Here is a 14,434-nt window from a genome sequence, read left to right on the forward strand (position 1 = left end):
TTCAGGCGCGGAACTGGCTCAACGCGCGCAGCTTGTTCATCACGTCCAGTGCGGCGACCTTGTAGGCCTCCGAGAAGGTCGGATAGTTGAACACGGCGTCGACGAGGTACTCGATGGTGCCCCCGCAGCCCATCACGGCTTGACCGATGTGCACCATCTCGGTGGCACTGGTGCCGAAGATGTGCACACCGAGCAGCCGCAGATCCTCGGTGGAGACGAGCAGTTTGAGCATCCCGTACGAGTCTCCGGCGATCTGCCCGCGGGCCAGTTCGCGGTAGCGGGACACCCCGACTTCGTAGGGCACCGCGTTTTTGGTCAGTTCCACCTCGGTGGCCCCCACGTAGGACACCTCCGGGATGGAGTAGATGCCGATCGGCTGCAGCTCGGTCATGCCCTTGCTCGGTTCGCCGAAGGCGTGATAGGCGGCGAGCCGGCCCTGGTCCATCGATGTCGCGGCCAACGCCGGGAAACCGATGACATCCCCGACTGCGTAGATGTGATCGACCTTGGTCTGGTAGTTGTCGTCGACGAAGATCCGGCCGCGGTTGTCGGATTCCAGTCCGGCGCTGGCCAGATCGAGGTCACGGGTCTGCCCCTGACGGCCGGCCGAGTACATGACGGTCTCGGCCGGAATCTGCTTGCCGCTGGCGAGGGTGGTGACGGTACCGGTGGAGCCCACGTCGACCGCGGTGACCTCTTCGCCGAACCGGAACGTCACGGCGAGGTCGCGCAGGTGGAACTTCAGCGATTCGATGATCTCGGGATCGCAGAACTCGAGCATGGTGTCGCGCTTCTCGACGACGGTGACCTTGGTCCCGAGCGCGGCGAACATCGAGGCGTACTCGATGCCGATCACTCCCGCCCCGACGACCACCATCGACGACGGCAGTGTCTTCAGATCCAGGATGCCGTCGGAGTCGAGCACCCGCTCGTCGTCGAACTCCACCCCGTCGGGCCGCGCGGGCTTGGTTCCGGTGGCGATGACGACGTATTCGCCGGTGACGGTGGTGCGTTCACCGCGATGCGGCTCTTCGACGAGCACCGTGTGGGGGTCGAGGAATCGGCCGTGCCCCTGGACCAGGTCGATCCGGTTGCGCATCAGTTGGGACCGCACCACGTCCTGCTCCTTGGTGATGACGTGGGTGGTGCGCGCGAGCAGGTCGGCGGGGGTGATCTTCTCCTTGACCCGGTAGCTGGCGCCGTAGAGTTCGCGCTGGCTCATCCCAGTGAGGTAGACGACGGCTTCGCGCAGGGTTTTCGACGGGATGGTGCCGGTGTTGACGCAGACGCCGCCGAGCATGCGGCCGCGTTCCACCACAGCGACCGACTTGCCGAGCTTGGCGGCCGCGATGGCGGCTTTCTGACCGCCGGGGCCGGAACCGATGACCACCAGGTCGTACTCCAGCATCGAATCCATGCACAAGGTGTACGCCGGTTGCCGTCGGTCCGCATGCCGGCCGACGTCAACATCGCGTGAACAGCTTCCCCATCGCAGCGGGCGCTGCTCCCCAAACCCGATTTCATCCACAGTTGCGTGCCGGCCGGGCGGCTTGGGCCGATCGGCGTCGGTGGAGGTTGCCAAGTTGGCCTCATGGCCACAACACCTCGCCCTGAGTCCGCACTCGATCGTCCCGGTGCTTTGATCGCCGCGCTGCCCGCGGTACTCGGCTTCGTCCCGGAGAAGTCACTCGTTCTGGTCACCGTCGAGGACGGTCACATGGGCGCGGTCCTGCGGGCCGATCTGGATGACCCTCCGCCCGACCAGCTGTGCCAACTGGCTGAGCTGGCCGCCGCGTCGGGTGCTGAGTCGGCGATGGCGGTGATCGTCGACGACATCGGTGCGGGCTGTCCGATGTGCGCCGACGAGCACGGTCGCATCGCGGGGGAGCTGACCGTGGAACTCGACGCGCAGGGTGTCGAGCTGATCGCCGCCCACGTCGTCGCTGCGATCGCCGCGGGTGAGCGCTGGTACTGCGCCGACGGCTGCGGCCGGTCCGGGGTTGTGGAGGACCCGGCCGCGTCGCCGACCGCAGTCGCTGCGGTGCTCGACGGGCGGCGGCTCTACGGGCGGCGAGACGAACTCGTCGCCGTCGTGGCCACCGCTGACCCGACCCGGTCGGCGGAGCTGGGCGGACTGATCGAACTGGCCGGCCCAAGTGAGACGCCCCGCCCCGATGCACACGCCCGAGACGATGTCGAGCACGCGCTGGCCTGTATCGAGCACGTTCGGTGCGAGGGTGGGCTCAGCGACGACGATCTGGTGCGGCTGGCGTGGGCGCTGACCGACACGCGGGTTCGAGACACCCTCTATGCGCTGGCCGTCGGGGACGGCGCCGGGGCGGCCGAGGTCCTGTGGGGGGAGCTGGCGCGCAGCCTTCCCGATCCCTGGCGGGTGGAAGCGCTTGTGCTGCTTGCGTTCTCGGCATACGCACGGGGCGACGGGCCGCTGGCGGGAATCTCACTGGATCAGGCGCTGCGGGGCGACCCGATGCACCGGATGGCCGGGATGCTCGACCAGGCGCTGCAGTCGGGGATGCGGCCCGAACAGATCCGGGAACTCGCCAAGACCGGGTACCGGCTGGCGCGTCAGCTCGGCGTGCGCCTGCCGCCGCGGCGACTGTACGGCCGTCGAGCCGGCTGATCAGACCTTCTCGACCTTGACGGCGTGGGCCATCTCGTGCGGTAACTCCACCTGCTCGTGTCCTGGGATGACGATCGTCACACCGCCGGTTCCGTTGACCTCCACCGTCACCCGGGCGTTGGGGACGACGCCGGCGTCTTTGAGGCGGGCGATCAGGTCGGCGTCACCCTGGACGTGTTCGGTCAACTGGCGCACCACCACGGCCACCGGCATGCCCGCCGGAAGCTCGGTGAGCCGCACCAGGCTGAGCGTGTCGCTCATCTCGTCACCGACACCCAGTTCCGACAGCCCCGGGATCGGGTTTCCGAACGGCGAGGTGGTCGGATTGTCGAGCACCTGCACGAGCCGACGTTCGACGTCCACGCTCATCACGTGCTCCCAGCGGCAGGCCTCGGCGTGTACTTCCTCCCACGGCAGCCCGATGACGTCGACGAGCAGGCGCTCGGCGAGCCGGTGCTTGCGCATCACCGCCACCGCCAGCGCCCGGCCCTTGTCGGTCAGCTCCAGATGCCGGTCACCTGCGACGTGCAGCAGGCCGTCGCGCTCCATCCGGGAGACGGTCTGACTGACGGTGGGGCCACTCTGATCGAGACGCTCGGCGATGCGGGCGCGCAACGGGATCACGCCCTCTTCCTCGAGGTCGTAGATCGTCCGCAGGTACATCTCGGTGGTATCAACCAGATCGTTCATCGCACAACCCTCCGTCGCAGACGAGTCTACCGGCCTGCCCGGCCACCAGCGGAGCTTCCCAGGGCGACACGGCACCACCGCCGGCAGGGCGACACGGCGCCACCGCCGGCAGGGCGACCACGGCCGGCAGGTTGTCGAAGGGCCGCCGGCACGCCGAAGGCCCGCCGGAATTCCGGCGGGCCTTCGGTACGGGACGGTGATTCGTGGACGGGACAGTCGTCGATGAGGGGAAGTGGGCAGCCGCGGCGTGTCAGCTGGCGGCGTAGGAGCGCAGACGGTCGGCGCGCTCACCGTTGCGCAACTTGGCCATGACCTCACGCTCGATCTGCCGCACCCGTTCGCGGGACAGGCCGAAGAGCTTGCCGATCTGATCCAGGGTGCGCGGCTGACCGTCATCGAGGCCGAAACGGAGCCGAATGACCTGCTGCTCACGCTCGTCGAGGGTGGCCAGTACGTACCGGATGTCGGTGTGCAGCAGTTCGGAGATGACGGCGTTCTCGGCCGACATCGCCTCGGCGTCTTCGATGAAGTCGCCCAGCGGTGCCTCTTCGTCGCTACCGACCGGCATGTCGAGGCTCACCGGGTCGCGGCTGTGCTCGAGCAGATCGGTGATCTTCTCGACCGGGATGCCCGACTCCTCGGCCAGTTCCTCGTCGGTGGCTTCGCGTCCGAGATTCTGATGCATCTCGCGCTTGATCCGGGCGAGCTTGTTGACCTGCTCGACGAGGTGCACGGGCAACCGGATCGTGCGGCTCTGGTCGGCCATGCCGCGGGTGATCGCCTGACGGATCCACCACGTGGCGTAGGTCGAGAACTTGAACCCCTTGGCGTAGTCGAATTTCTCCATCGCCCGGATGAGTCCGAGGTTGCCCTCCTGGATGAGGTCGAGCAACGGCATACCGCGTCCGGTGTAGCGCTTGGCCAGCGATACCACCAGTCGAAGGTTGGCCTCCAGCAGATGGCGGCGGGCGGCTTCCCCGTCGCGTACGACCGCGGCCAGATCACGCTTGCGGTTCTCGCCCAAGCGCTTGCGCGTGGCGAGCAGATGCTGGGCATACAGGCCCGCCTCGATGCGCTTGGCCAGCTCCACCTCATCGGCGGCATTGAGCAACGCGGTCTTGCCGATGCCGTTCAGGTAGACCCGCACCAGGTCGGCGGCTGGGCTCTGGGCATCCAGATCCTGGTCGATACGGCTGGTGGTGGCATTTGCCATGGCGGCCTCCTGATCGGGTGGAACTTTCATGAGCTACAACGCCCCAAGCCCGCAATGAGTTCCCGGGTTTTCCCCGCTTCACACCTTCTGATCTGCGGTTATCGGCCGGTGACCTGAGAATGTGCTGAGAAAGGCGCGAGAAAGCGCTCAGTCGGGAACGTCGCCGCGCCGGTCGTCGGTCTCAGGTTGCGGCGCGCGAGGGGCGACACCGCCGATTGCCGGCCGCTCGGCCGTGGGAAACAACGGAATACGCCGCGGCACGTCGTAGCGGCGAGGCTCCTCAGCCTTGCGGGGCGGCCGGTCGTTGGCGATCAGCACCGCCATCCACGGCAACGGAATCGAGACCAGGATGATCGCCAACGAGATCAGTCCGTTGTGCCAGATGCTGTATGCGACGGCGGCCAGAATGAGCGCCGGGATGCGCACCGACATCAACGTCAGGTACTTGCGCACTCGCTGGCGGTGTTGCTCCTCGTAGGCGGGGGCGGCCCGGGTGATCAGAACCGGACGACCCTCGTCGTCGAAACTCAGCTCGGAGCCTTGTTTCATCCCTCCACTGTTCCACATCAGGACGTCGGTGTGCCCGTTGCGTTTATTACCAAACCCTTGCCGGGCAGAATGGACGCCATGGACACCCAGACGATCGAGCGCACCGACGCCGACGAACGCGTCGATGACGGCACAGACGGCGACCGGCCCAAGTTCTTCCACTATGTCAAGAAGGACAAGATCGCCGAGAGCGCGGTGATGGGCACCCACGTCGTCGCATTGTGCGGTGAGGTTTTCCCGGTGACGAAGTCGGCGAAGCCGGGTTCACCGGTGTGTCCTGACTGCAAGCGGATTTACGAACAGCTCAAGAAGTAGCCGCATCGGTGCCGGCCGCGTTTTCGGTGCCGGCCGTGTTTCCAGTGCGGGTGCGGGAGCCGGCCGGCCCGGCGCTACGGCCGTTGGGGCGGCCGTTGGGGCGGCCGTTGGGGCGGCCGTTGCGGCGGCCGTTGCGGGCGGCCGGTCGCGCATCGGACTTGGCTTCCAGCCAACCGCGGAGACGATTGGCGTGGGTCTGGGGGGCCGGGAACTCCTCTTCGATGGCGGCGTTGAGTTCGGCGCCGATCATGATCGCGAACCCGAGGAAGAAAGCGAACAACAGGAATGCGATCGGGGTGGCCAGTGCGCCGTAGGTGTATCCGGTGCTGGTGATCCAGGTGAGATACACGCGTAGTCCCCAGGTGGCGATCAGGAACACCACCGCGGCCAGCACTGAGCCCAGCAACAGGCGGTGTGACGGAAGTGGCTTGGGCAGCGCCACCCGATAGAGCAGGTTGACACCCACGATGAGAGCCACCGCCAGTACCGGGAAATACGCCAGTTGCAGTGCGCTGTGCCAACTGTCGGGAATGAACTCGATGATCTTGCGTGGCCCCAGCGCCAGGAACGGCGCGGCCACGATTGCTCCGACCAGCATCACCACGTAAAGCCCGAGGGCGTAGAACCGCTGCCGCACGGGATGGCGTAGCGGCGTCTGATCGTGGGCCTCGGTGATCGAGTCCACGAACGCCGAGACTGCCGACGAACCGGCCCACAGGGAGATCACGAACCCCAGTGACACCACCTCGCCGCGGGCACCGCCCACGATGTCGTTGACCGTGGGTTCGATGATCTCGCTGACCACGTTCGGCGAGAAGAATCTCTCCGCGACGCTGATCAGTTGACCTTCGATAGCGGGCAAGGTGTCGGGCCCGAACAGTGGAGCGACGTATGCCAGGCTGCCCAGCATCCCGAGCAGCAACGGCGGCAACGACAGCGCGCACCAGAACGCAGCCTGCGCGGACTCCGAGAAGATCGAGTCGTCCCAACTCTTGCTCAGGGTTCGCAACGTGATGCGACGCAGATGGTGACGTTGAGGTCTGGCCCGTTGGTGTTTTGGGGGGTGAGGCTTGGCCGCTGACGGTGTCGCTGATTGTGCGGCCTGCGAATCGGACGGCTCTGACTGGTCATTCATGACCAGACCAGCATTACCGATTCGCCGCTAAGGCTCGAGCGGGCTCACTTCCAGAACCGCGGCGAGCTCGACCAGCTTGGCCTCATGCTCATTGGCGTGGTGCTGGCAGAACAACAACTCCGCACCCGATGGAAGCTTCGCCCGCACACGGGCGGCGGCCCCACAACGGTCGCAGCGGTCAGCCTTGGTCAATCCAGGACTGGTGAGCGTTGCGGTCATGGCACCTCCATGGGGTGGTAGCGACGTAGTTCTACTCTGTCAGACGCTTGGGGTTCCGGCCTTGTTCCCCGGGGGTTTACAGGTGTGTCGTGTCTCACGAGCTCCTGCGTTACTGCGACCGGGAGGCGGCGGGATGAGCTCTGGCACCGAGACTCAGGTATTGGTGCACCTGTGCAGCGCTGCGGAATGGGAGCGCGCGCGTACTGCCGGTGTGCATATTCCGGAGTCACTGGACACGGTGGGGTTTGTCCACCTCTCGACACCGCAGCAAGTGCATCTGCCCGCAAACCGGCTTTACGCCGGCCGAGCCGATCTGATGCTGTTGCGCATCGATGCCGCACGCCTGACCTCTCCTGTCCGTTGGGAGCCGGGGGTTCCGGATGATCCTGATGGCATGGTGTTCCCGCATTTGTTCGGTCCACTGCCGCTGGACGCTGTGATTAGCGTCACCAACTACCGGCCCGACCGCGACGGGCGCTTCCACGCGCCGAGACCGTGACGCACCGTCGGAACGGGGTTCATCGCCACACCACCGCGTCGGCTTCGATTTCCACCACCAGCTCCGGGGCGATCAGCGCCGCCACCTCAACCATGGTCGTCACGGGCCGGATGTCGCCGAACACCGCTGCGTGGACGGCGCCCACTTCCTCCCACGCCGCGATGTCGGTGACGAAGATGCGGGTGCGCACCACATCGGTCAACGCTGCGCCCACCTCGCCGAGCGCGTCCTCGATCCGGCGCAACGCCGCGCGGGCTTGAGCCGCCGGTCCGTCTCCCGCGGCAGTGGTGCCGGCGACAAAGACGTGCGGACCGGTTCGCACCGCCCTGGAGTAGCCGACCACGGACTCGAACGCAGATCCCGATGACACGTTGACCCGTTCGCTCATCGTGACGAATCTAGCCCTGGCCGCGGGTACTGGTGGTGGCCAGACGGCTCTCGCTGCAGCCCCCCCCGGCGAGGTCCGTCGACAATCCTGCTCTGGGCTGGCTTGGGCTGGCCCGGAGGCGGCGCGGGCCCCGCACTGGGCCTGCTCGGGCAGAGTTCCGGCACCTGCCTACCGCATGTGCATGCCACCATCGGCCGATGCGGGGACACTCCGGACCGGCGGGGACCTGAATTGACGACTCAGTCGATTTGCCGTGTTAAATTTCAGCTAATTCACTGGTCAAATAGAGGAGACCCCGGGGTGGCTCGAAGCCGTGGCAAACATGCGAGCAATGCCGATGTGAGCGGTGTCGGCGCTGCGGCCCGGATCTGGCTCGCAGCGGGTGGGGGCAGCGCCGCCGTGGTGGGGGTCGGCGTGCTGGCCGCAATCTCTTCCGCCCCGACCGCCTCTGCGCAGCCCGCCCCGGCATGGTCTTGGTGGGATGGCTCTTCAAGGTCCAATCTGCTTCTGCCAGAGGAACTCTGGCTTGTCCACGGGGCGGGATCGCGCCAGCACGATCGGTCGGCGACCTCGGTGCCGGCGGTCCGGGTGGGCGGCGCAGTGCGGCCGATGTCGGCCCCGGCGGTTGGCTGATCGGTGACGGCGTCGACGCCTCCGAGGACTGTCGTGCATCGGCCTGCAACGGCGCAAACGGCGGACTGCTTTGGGGTAGCGGCGGCGACGGCGCACGCGGCGGCAAAGGTGGCAACGCCGGGTTGTTTGGCGGAAATGGTGGTCGCGGGGGTGACGGGTACTTCGCCGGACAGAACGGTGGTGCGGGCGGCAACGCCGGGGTCTTCGCCACGACCGGCAACGGCGGGGACGGCGGTGACGGTGCGGACGGCTCCGCGGGCATCCGCGGCGGCGATGGTGGCGCGGGCGGCAACGCAGGCCGATTACACGGCAACGGCGGTGCCGGCGGTCGCGGCGGCGAGGGTGGCAGCGGGCTGGACGGGGTCGCACCGCCGCCGAGCGGTAGAGCGGCCACGGGTACCCCGAACTTTCTCGGCTCGACCGGCCTGCCCTACACGAAGGACGTCGTCGACAACACCATCACCGGCGATTCGGGCGGTCGTGGCGAGGACGGTGCCGCGGGTACCGACCAGTCCGGCGGCCACGGCGGAACGGGGCAGGGCGTCACGGGCTTCCTGGCTGCACCCCACCAGTTCAGTGTCAGCGGCTCCGGTGGGGACGGCGGCAACGGCGCGGGCGGCGGCGTGGGCGGTGACGGCGGTGACGCCGGACTGGCACGGGGGTCTGCGCCCAATGCCGCGGTGTTCGGTGGTCGTGGTGGCAATGGCGGCCTGGGCGGCGTCGGTGCCAGAGGTGGGGACGGCGGCGCAGGCGGCTCCGTCGACATCGGGCAGAACATCGGTTTCGCCGGACCGGGCGGAACCGGTGGCAACGGCGGTGCCGGCGCGGCCGGTGCGACCGGGACTGTGGGCGGCAACGGCGGCGCCGGCGGCCGCAGCGGATCATTGAGCGGCGACGGCGGTGCCGGGGGTGCGGCAGGCAACGGCGGAACCGGTGGCAGGGGTGCCGACGGTGGCGATGGCGGATCCGGCGGTGCGGGCGGCGCCGATATGTCCGACCCGGGCAGTGGACCGGTCCGGACGGGTGAGGGCGGACGCGGCGGGCGAGGTGGCGATGGCGGTTCGGGCGGAGACGGCGGTGCGGGCGGCGTCGGGGGTCGCGGCGGTGCCGGAAGTGCCGCGGGAACAGCAGGCGCCGACGGCGCCGACGGCTCCACCGGTGCCGGCGGCGCCGGTGGAACCGGTGGTCGCGGCGGGGCCGGGGGAGCGGCCGGCGATGGCGCCGCCGGCGACGGCGGCGCCCAGGGCAGCGGCGGATCCGGCCCGGCCGGCGCAAAGGGCGGCGAGGGCGGTGCCGGTGGTCGCGGCGGTTCCGGCGGAGGCGAGTCGGCGAGCTGACGGATCCCCGAGGCCGAACTGCACCGGACCTCGATGCCGCAGAAACTCGCAGCTGAGGCCGATCCGGCCGGCAATGGTGACCGTCAGACCGGGACGGCTTCCACGATCGACAGCGGGCTTGCCGTTGCGATGACGCGTGTCATCCGAAAACCCGCCTGAGTCAACAGGTTCGAGTACTCCGCGGCGGTGCGCTCGCGGCCGCCGGCGCTGACCAACATCTCGAGATCGACGAGGAAGCCCAGGTGTGCCGGCGCGCGCTCGGGCAGCACCATCTCGAACAGCAACACCCGGCCGTCGTCGGCGATCGCGGTGCGCACGTTGCGCAGGATCGCCAGCGATGCATCGTCGTTCCAGTCGTGGAGGATCGCTTTCAGGACGTAGGTGTCCCCGCCGGACGGGACCGTGTCGAAGAACGAGCCGGCCTCGACCCGGCATCGGGCGGCCGCTCGCCCGAGGACCGCGGGGGCGTCGGCGACCACGGAGGGCCGATCGAACAACACGCCCTTGGCCCCGGGCGCGCGGTCCAGGATCGCCGCCAGGAATCCGCCCTGACCGCCGCCGACATCGACGATCAACCGCCGCCCGCCGAAATCGTATGCGGGGATCGCATTCTCGACGACAGCGTGGGAACCTCCGGTCATCGCATCGTTGAACAGGTCGGCGAACTCGGGATCGGTGTCGAGGTAGTCGAAGATCTCCATCCCACGTAGCTTCGCGACCGCGGTACCACCGGTACGCACTGAGTGCTCCAATTCACCCCAGTGCTCCCGGTGGACGCGGCTACCGACGAACGCGATCATCGGCGCCATCGACTCGGGGTGATCCGTGATCATGCTGCGACCCAACCGGGTCAGCGCGAATGTGCCGTCCCTGCGGAGCTTGAGCACCGATCGACTCGCCAGCGCGCGCAGCAGACGATAGGTGGCTTGCGGATCGGCGCCGACGTCTCGGGCGATGTCGTCGGCGCGGCGTGGGCCGTCGGCCAGTCGGTCGGGGATGCCGAGGCGCACGGCGGCGTACAGCGCCGAGGTGAACCACGCACCCAGGGCGATTTCGAGCAGGGCGATATGACCGGGTGCGGCCCGCTTGTGCAGCCGGTCCAGCGCTTCGCGGATTCGGTTGATCGCGGCGAGCACCACGGCCGGCGGAAGTTTCGCCGCCTTGGACTTGTCTCGCGATGGGGTCGTCCCAGCCCCTGTGGTCGTCCCAGCCCCTGTGGTCTTCATTGTGGAACCCTTTGCAGTGCGTCGTCGGCGTCGGTCTTGTCACCGGTGACGCTAGGTCAGGGAGCTTAAGTAATTCTTGTGCCGAGCTTGGGCAGTGGGATCTAGTCCAGGTAGTCGCGCAACACCTGAGAACGGCTGGGATGGCGCAACTTCGACATCGTCTTGGATTCGATCTGCCGGATGCGTTCACGTGTCACGCCGTAGACCTGACCGATCTCGTCGAGGGTGCGGGGCTGGCCGTCGGTCAGCCCGAACCGCAGCCGTACCACGCCGGCCTCGCGCTCGGACAACGTCTCCAGCACCGACTGCAGTTGATCCTGCAGGAGTGTGAACGACACAGCGTCCACGGCCACCACGGCCTCGGAGTCCTCGATGAAATCGCCGAGCTGAGAATCGCCCTCGTCACCGATGGTCTGATCCAGCGAGATGGGCTCGCGCGCATACTGCTGGATTTCCAGCACCTTTTCCGGCGTGATGTCCATCTCCTTGGCGAGCTCTTCGGGCGTGGGCTCGCGGCCCAGGTCCTGCAGCAGCTCGCGCTGGATCCGGCCCAGCTTGTTGATGACCTCGACCATGTGCACCGGAATGCGGATGGTGCGGGCCTGATCGGCCATGGCGCGGGTGATGGCCTGTCTGATCCACCAGGTGGCGTAGGTCGAGAACTTGTAACCCTTGGTGTAGTCGAACTTCTCGACGGCGCGGATCAGACCCAGGTTGCCCTCCTGGATGAGGTCCAGGAACGCCATGCCGCGACCGGTGTAACGCTTGGCCAGCGACACCACCAGACGCAGGTTCGCCTCGAGGAGGTGGTTCTTGGCGCGGTCGCCGTCGCGGCAGATCCACATCATGTCGCGGCGCTGAGCCGCGGGCAGCTTCTCGCCCTTGTCGGTCAGCTCGGCCATCAGCTGGGTGGCGTACAGGCCGGCCTCGATGCGCTTGGCGAGCTCGACCTCCTCCTCGGCGTTGAGCAGCGCGACCTTGCCGATCTGCTTGAGGTAGGCGCGCACCGAGTCCGCCGAGGCGGTGAGCTCGGCGTCCTTGCGCGCCTGTCGCAACGCCTCGGATTCCTCTTCATCCCAGACGAAGTCGCCGGAAGCCTTGTCCTTCTCGGAGGGCTCGGCGATGGCGTCGTCCTCGCCGTCCTTGGCCGGCTTGCCCGCCGCCTTGGGAGCGTCCTCCTCGGTCTCGGCGTCGGCGGCGTCGTCCTCGGCGTCGTCCTCGGATTCGTCGTCACCCGCGGCGTCGTCGACGTCGATGTCGTCGAGTTCGATGTCGGTGTCCTCGACCTCGAGGTCGCCGGGCTCGATCTCGTCGGTGCTCTCGACGTCGCCGCCGGCGAGGTCGTCGTCGACGGCCCCCGTCTCGGCCGAGGTGGCCTTCTTGGCGCGGCCACGGGTCGCCGGGGCGTCGGCGGATTTCGCGGCGCGGGCTTTGGTCGCCTTGGTGGCGGTGCTCTTGGCGGCCTTTTTCGCGGGCGCCTTCTTGGCGGGGGCTTTGGCGGCGGTGCGCTTCACCGGCTCGTCGGTTGCCGGGCTTGCCTTGGTCGCTGCCACGTACACCCTTTCGGTCGTGCGGCTTCTCGGGCGCACAGGTGCGCTACCGAAAGTGTCGGCTATGTCGGATATTGGCGTCGATCTCACAGCGTGGTTCGGGGTGGGATTCTTCCGCCGTCATCCGGTAGGCGGCCGCCGTCGACCATTGTAACGACAGTGTGCGTTGACGCTGTGCGCAGCGGCAAATTTGACGCTCCCGCGCGCCGACCACAGTGGGTTACCTGCCGGTAGCCGTCACGTCGTATTCGGCCGCCATGGCGGCACCGACGATGCCCGCGGTGTTCTGCAGCGCCGCGGCCACCACCGGGGTGCGGTTCTTGAGCAGCGGGAGCCACTTGTCGGCCTTGCGGCTGATTCCGCCACCCGCGATGAACAGGTCGGGCCAGATCGCGTTCTCGATCGCTACCAGCACTTTGGTGACCTCCTGGGTCCAGCGCTCATAGCTCCAGTCCTTGCGCTCCTTGACCGAGCTGGCGGCCCGGTGCTCGGCTTCCTTGCCGCCGACCTCCAGATGTCCGAACTCGGTGTTGGGCAGCAGGACCCCGTTGTGGATCACCGCCGAGCCGATCCCGGTGCCGAAGGTCAACAGCACGATGACGCCGCTGTTGTCGCGACCCGCACCGAATCGCTCTTCGGCGAGTCCGGCCGCGTCGGCGTCGTTGAGCACTGTCACCGGCCGGTTGCCGAGGGCGGCGCCGATGACGTCCCTGGCATTGAGGCCGATCCACCCTTTGTCGACGTTGGCCGCGGTGCATACGATCCCGTCGGCGACGACTCCCGGGTAGGTGACCCCGAGCGGCCCCTCCCAGCCGAAGTGCGCCACCACCTCGGCGATGGTCTGGGCGACTGCGTCCGGGGTGGCGGGTTGCGGGGTGGGCAGTTTGAACCGCTCACCGATCAGCTGACCGGTGGCGAGATCGACGATCCCGCCCTTGACGCCACTGCCTCCGACGTCGATACCGAAGCCGCGGCCGGCGCTACCGGGCTCGGGGGCTGTTGACGGGAAGGACTTGTCGTCGGCGGTCATGCAGGCTCCTCTGCGCAGGTGGTGGCACCGGTGCTCGTCGACTGTGCTGCGCCGTCGGACGGTCAGGGCGCGATGACACCCTATCGGCTCCCCAATTGTGATGTGTGCCAGTCGTCCATCCCATGGGGCCCGCGGTGAACTGATGTGCTGCGATGGACAGGTGAACATCGACACCGATTCCGAGCGGCTCCGCGTGGTGGCTGAGCAGTTGGCCACCGAGGCCGCCGAGTACGTCCGCAGGCGCCGTACCGAGGTGTTCGGTGCGGGCACCGCCCCCGGAGGAGAGCAGTCCGCGGTGCGCGCCAAGAGCAGCCCCACCGACCCCGTCACCGTGGTCGACACCGAGACCGAGCGGCTACTGCGGGACCGGCTCGCCGAACTGCGGCCGGGTGAGGCGATTCTCGGCGAAGAGGAGGGCGGGCCGGCAGAGGTCGCCGACGGGCAGGTGAGCTGGGTGCTGGACCCGATCGACGGCACCGTCAACTTTCTGTACGGGTTGCCGGCCTACGCGGTGTCGGTGGGGGTGCGACGGGACGGCGCATCGGTGGCCGGCGCGGTCGCCGACGTCGCCGGCGGTGCGGTGTACTCCGCGGCCCTCGGCCACGGGGCCGGTGTACGCCGCGGCGGTGATTACACGCGGCTGCGGTGCAACGCGGTCACCGAGCTGTCGATGGCGCTGGTCGGCACGGGGTTTTCCTACGAACGCGAGCGCAGACAGTGGCAGGGCGAGGTGGTGGCCCGGCTGCTGCCCGAGGTGCGTGACGTGCGACGGATCGGGTCCTGCGCGCTGGATCTGTGCGCGGTGGCCGAGGGTCGCCTGGACGCCTACTACGAGGACGGTGTGCATCTGTGGGACTGGGCTGCCGCGGCGCTGATCGCCGCGGAGGCCGGAGGGGCGGTCCGGGCGCCCGCCTCGGCGGACGGGTCGGGATTGATGGTGGCTGCGGCGCCGGGGATCAGCAGTGCGTTCGACGAGGCATTGCAGCGGTGCGGGGCGTTCGGAGGCTGA

15 protein-coding genes are annotated in these 14,434 nt (G+C 68.1%); 5 read left to right on the top strand and 10 right to left on the bottom strand.

Annotated elements, in window-relative coordinates:
• Position 1 precedes the first annotated feature (1 nt).
• The gene (sthA, locus tag ACNUDN_RS11305; RefSeq protein ID WP_419125118.1) at positions 2–1,408 is read right to left on the bottom strand and encodes a Si-specific NAD(P)(+) transhydrogenase; all 1,407 of its coding nucleotides are present in this window, start codon (positions 1,406–1,408) and stop codon (positions 2–4) included.
• 183 nt (positions 1,409–1,591) lie between these two features.
• Here sthA and ACNUDN_RS11310 point away from each other — a divergent pair, with 183 nt between their 5' ends.
• A complete protein-coding gene (locus tag ACNUDN_RS11310; protein WP_419122021.1) occupies positions 1,592–2,641 on the top strand; it encodes a DUF4192 domain-containing protein in 1,050 nt (349 codons plus the stop codon).
• On the opposite strand, the gene ACNUDN_RS11315 is transcribed toward ACNUDN_RS11310, so the two are convergent.
• The 3 genes from ACNUDN_RS11315 to ACNUDN_RS11325 form a co-directional block, all read right to left on the bottom strand.
• Positions 2,642–3,331, bottom strand: a complete 690-nt coding sequence (locus ACNUDN_RS11315; protein ID WP_419122022.1) for an iron-dependent transcriptional repressor DtxR — start codon at positions 3,329–3,331, stop codon at positions 2,642–2,644.
• A 250-nt stretch (positions 3,332–3,581) separates the two neighbouring features.
• Positions 3,582–4,544: a sigma-70 family RNA polymerase sigma factor gene (locus ACNUDN_RS11320; RefSeq protein WP_419122023.1), complete on the bottom strand. Its 963-nt coding sequence runs from the start codon at positions 4,542–4,544 to the stop codon at positions 3,582–3,584.
• 147 nt (positions 4,545–4,691) lie between these two features.
• Positions 4,692–5,111 (bottom strand): DUF3099 domain-containing protein, encoded by a 420-nt coding sequence (locus tag ACNUDN_RS11325; protein WP_419122024.1) that lies wholly within the window; start codon positions 5,109–5,111, stop codon positions 4,692–4,694.
• Between the two features lie 60 nt (positions 5,112–5,171).
• On the opposite strand from ACNUDN_RS11325, the gene ACNUDN_RS11330 reads away from it, so the two are divergent.
• On the top strand, positions 5,172–5,408 hold the full coding sequence (locus tag ACNUDN_RS11330) for a DUF3039 domain-containing protein (protein ID WP_419122025.1): 237 nt from the start codon (positions 5,172–5,174) through the stop codon (positions 5,406–5,408).
• Here the strand turns inward: ACNUDN_RS11330 and ACNUDN_RS11335 are convergent.
• Positions 5,398–6,543, bottom strand: coding sequence for a YihY/virulence factor BrkB family protein (locus ACNUDN_RS11335; protein ID WP_419122026.1), 1,146 nt, complete (start codon positions 6,541–6,543; stop codon positions 5,398–5,400). The genes ACNUDN_RS11330 and ACNUDN_RS11335 overlap by 11 nt on opposite strands.
• 27 nt (positions 6,544–6,570) lie before the next feature.
• Positions 6,571–6,762 (bottom strand): DUF7455 domain-containing protein, encoded by a 192-nt coding sequence (locus ACNUDN_RS11340; protein WP_003933669.1) that lies wholly within the window; start codon positions 6,760–6,762, stop codon positions 6,571–6,573.
• Positions 6,763–6,895: 133 nt separating this feature from the next.
• Here ACNUDN_RS11340 and ACNUDN_RS11345 point away from each other — a divergent pair, with 133 nt between their 5' ends.
• Complete coding sequence (locus ACNUDN_RS11345) at positions 6,896–7,261, top strand: DUF952 domain-containing protein (protein ID WP_419122027.1); 366 nt, start codon at positions 6,896–6,898, stop codon at positions 7,259–7,261.
• A gap of 19 nt (positions 7,262–7,280) precedes the next feature.
• Here ACNUDN_RS11345 and ACNUDN_RS11350 read toward each other — a convergent pair whose 3' ends face one another.
• A complete protein-coding gene (locus tag ACNUDN_RS11350; RefSeq protein ID WP_419122028.1) occupies positions 7,281–7,649 on the bottom strand; it encodes a Rid family hydrolase in 369 nt (122 codons plus the stop codon).
• Positions 7,650–8,116: 467 nt separating this feature from the next.
• Between ACNUDN_RS11350 and ACNUDN_RS11355 the strand changes: the two genes are divergently transcribed.
• Complete coding sequence (locus tag ACNUDN_RS11355) at positions 8,117–9,619, top strand: hypothetical protein (protein WP_419122029.1); 1,503 nt, start codon at positions 8,117–8,119, stop codon at positions 9,617–9,619.
• Between the two features lie 83 nt (positions 9,620–9,702).
• Here ACNUDN_RS11355 and ACNUDN_RS11360 read toward each other — a convergent pair whose 3' ends face one another.
• From ACNUDN_RS11360 to ppgK, 3 genes are all read right to left on the bottom strand, one after another.
• Complete coding sequence (locus tag ACNUDN_RS11360; protein WP_419122030.1) at positions 9,703–10,845, bottom strand: methyltransferase; 1,143 nt, start codon at positions 10,843–10,845, stop codon at positions 9,703–9,705.
• A gap of 101 nt (positions 10,846–10,946) precedes the next feature.
• The gene (locus ACNUDN_RS11365; protein ID WP_419122031.1) at positions 10,947–12,398 is read right to left on the bottom strand and encodes an RNA polymerase sigma factor; all 1,452 of its coding nucleotides are present in this window, start codon (positions 12,396–12,398) and stop codon (positions 10,947–10,949) included.
• Positions 12,399–12,615: 217 nt separating this feature from the next.
• Entirely contained in the window at positions 12,616–13,425 is an 810-nt protein-coding gene (gene ppgK, locus ACNUDN_RS11370; RefSeq protein ID WP_419122032.1) for a polyphosphate--glucose phosphotransferase, read from the bottom strand.
• A 142-nt stretch (positions 13,426–13,567) separates the two neighbouring features.
• Here ppgK and ACNUDN_RS11375 point away from each other — a divergent pair, with 142 nt between their 5' ends.
• Positions 13,568–14,434, top strand: a complete 867-nt coding sequence (locus tag ACNUDN_RS11375) for an inositol monophosphatase family protein (protein ID WP_419122033.1) — start codon at positions 13,568–13,570, stop codon at positions 14,432–14,434.

The sequence above is a fragment of the Mycobacterium sp. smrl_JER01 genome, from assembly GCF_048513595.2.
Taxonomy (GTDB): domain Bacteria; phylum Actinomycetota; class Actinomycetes; order Mycobacteriales; family Mycobacteriaceae; genus Mycobacterium.

What these genes read in the sequence shown, in the direction of transcription:
- ACNUDN_RS11330 (WP_419122025.1), top strand. Translation starts at nt 5,172, where the DNA reads ATGGACACCCAGACGATCGAGCGCACCGACGCCGACGAACGCGTCGAT.
- ppgK (WP_419122032.1), bottom strand. Translation starts at nt 13,425, where the DNA reads ATGACCGCCGACGACAAGTCCTTCCCGTCAACAGCCCCCGAGCCCGGT.
- ACNUDN_RS11350 (WP_419122028.1), bottom strand. Translation starts at nt 7,649, where the DNA reads ATGAGCGAACGGGTCAACGTGTCATCGGGATCTGCGTTCGAGTCCGTG.
- ACNUDN_RS11310 (WP_419122021.1), top strand. Translation starts at nt 1,592, where the DNA reads ATGGCCACAACACCTCGCCCTGAGTCCGCACTCGATCGTCCCGGTGCT.
- ACNUDN_RS11320 (WP_419122023.1), bottom strand. Translation starts at nt 4,544, where the DNA reads ATGGCAAATGCCACCACCAGCCGTATCGACCAGGATCTGGATGCCCAG.
- ACNUDN_RS11325 (WP_419122024.1), bottom strand. Translation starts at nt 5,111, where the DNA reads ATGTGGAACAGTGGAGGGATGAAACAAGGCTCCGAGCTGAGTTTCGAC.
- ACNUDN_RS11335 (WP_419122026.1), bottom strand. Translation starts at nt 6,543, where the DNA reads ATGAATGACCAGTCAGAGCCGTCCGATTCGCAGGCCGCACAATCAGCG.
- ACNUDN_RS11345 (WP_419122027.1), top strand. Translation starts at nt 6,896, where the DNA reads ATGAGCTCTGGCACCGAGACTCAGGTATTGGTGCACCTGTGCAGCGCT.
- ACNUDN_RS11340 (WP_003933669.1), bottom strand. Translation starts at nt 6,762, where the DNA reads ATGACCGCAACGCTCACCAGTCCTGGATTGACCAAGGCTGACCGCTGC.
- ACNUDN_RS11360 (WP_419122030.1), bottom strand. Translation starts at nt 10,845, where the DNA reads ATGAAGACCACAGGGGCTGGGACGACCACAGGGGCTGGGACGACCCCA.
- ACNUDN_RS11355 (WP_419122029.1), top strand. Translation starts at nt 8,117, where the DNA reads ATGGTCTTGGTGGGATGGCTCTTCAAGGTCCAATCTGCTTCTGCCAGA.
- ACNUDN_RS11315 (WP_419122022.1), bottom strand. Translation starts at nt 3,331, where the DNA reads ATGAACGATCTGGTTGATACCACCGAGATGTACCTGCGGACGATCTAC.
- ACNUDN_RS11375 (WP_419122033.1), top strand. Translation starts at nt 13,568, where the DNA reads ATGTGCTGCGATGGACAGGTGAACATCGACACCGATTCCGAGCGGCTC.
- sthA (WP_419125118.1), bottom strand. Translation starts at nt 1,408, where the DNA reads ATGCTGGAGTACGACCTGGTGGTCATCGGTTCCGGCCCCGGCGGTCAG.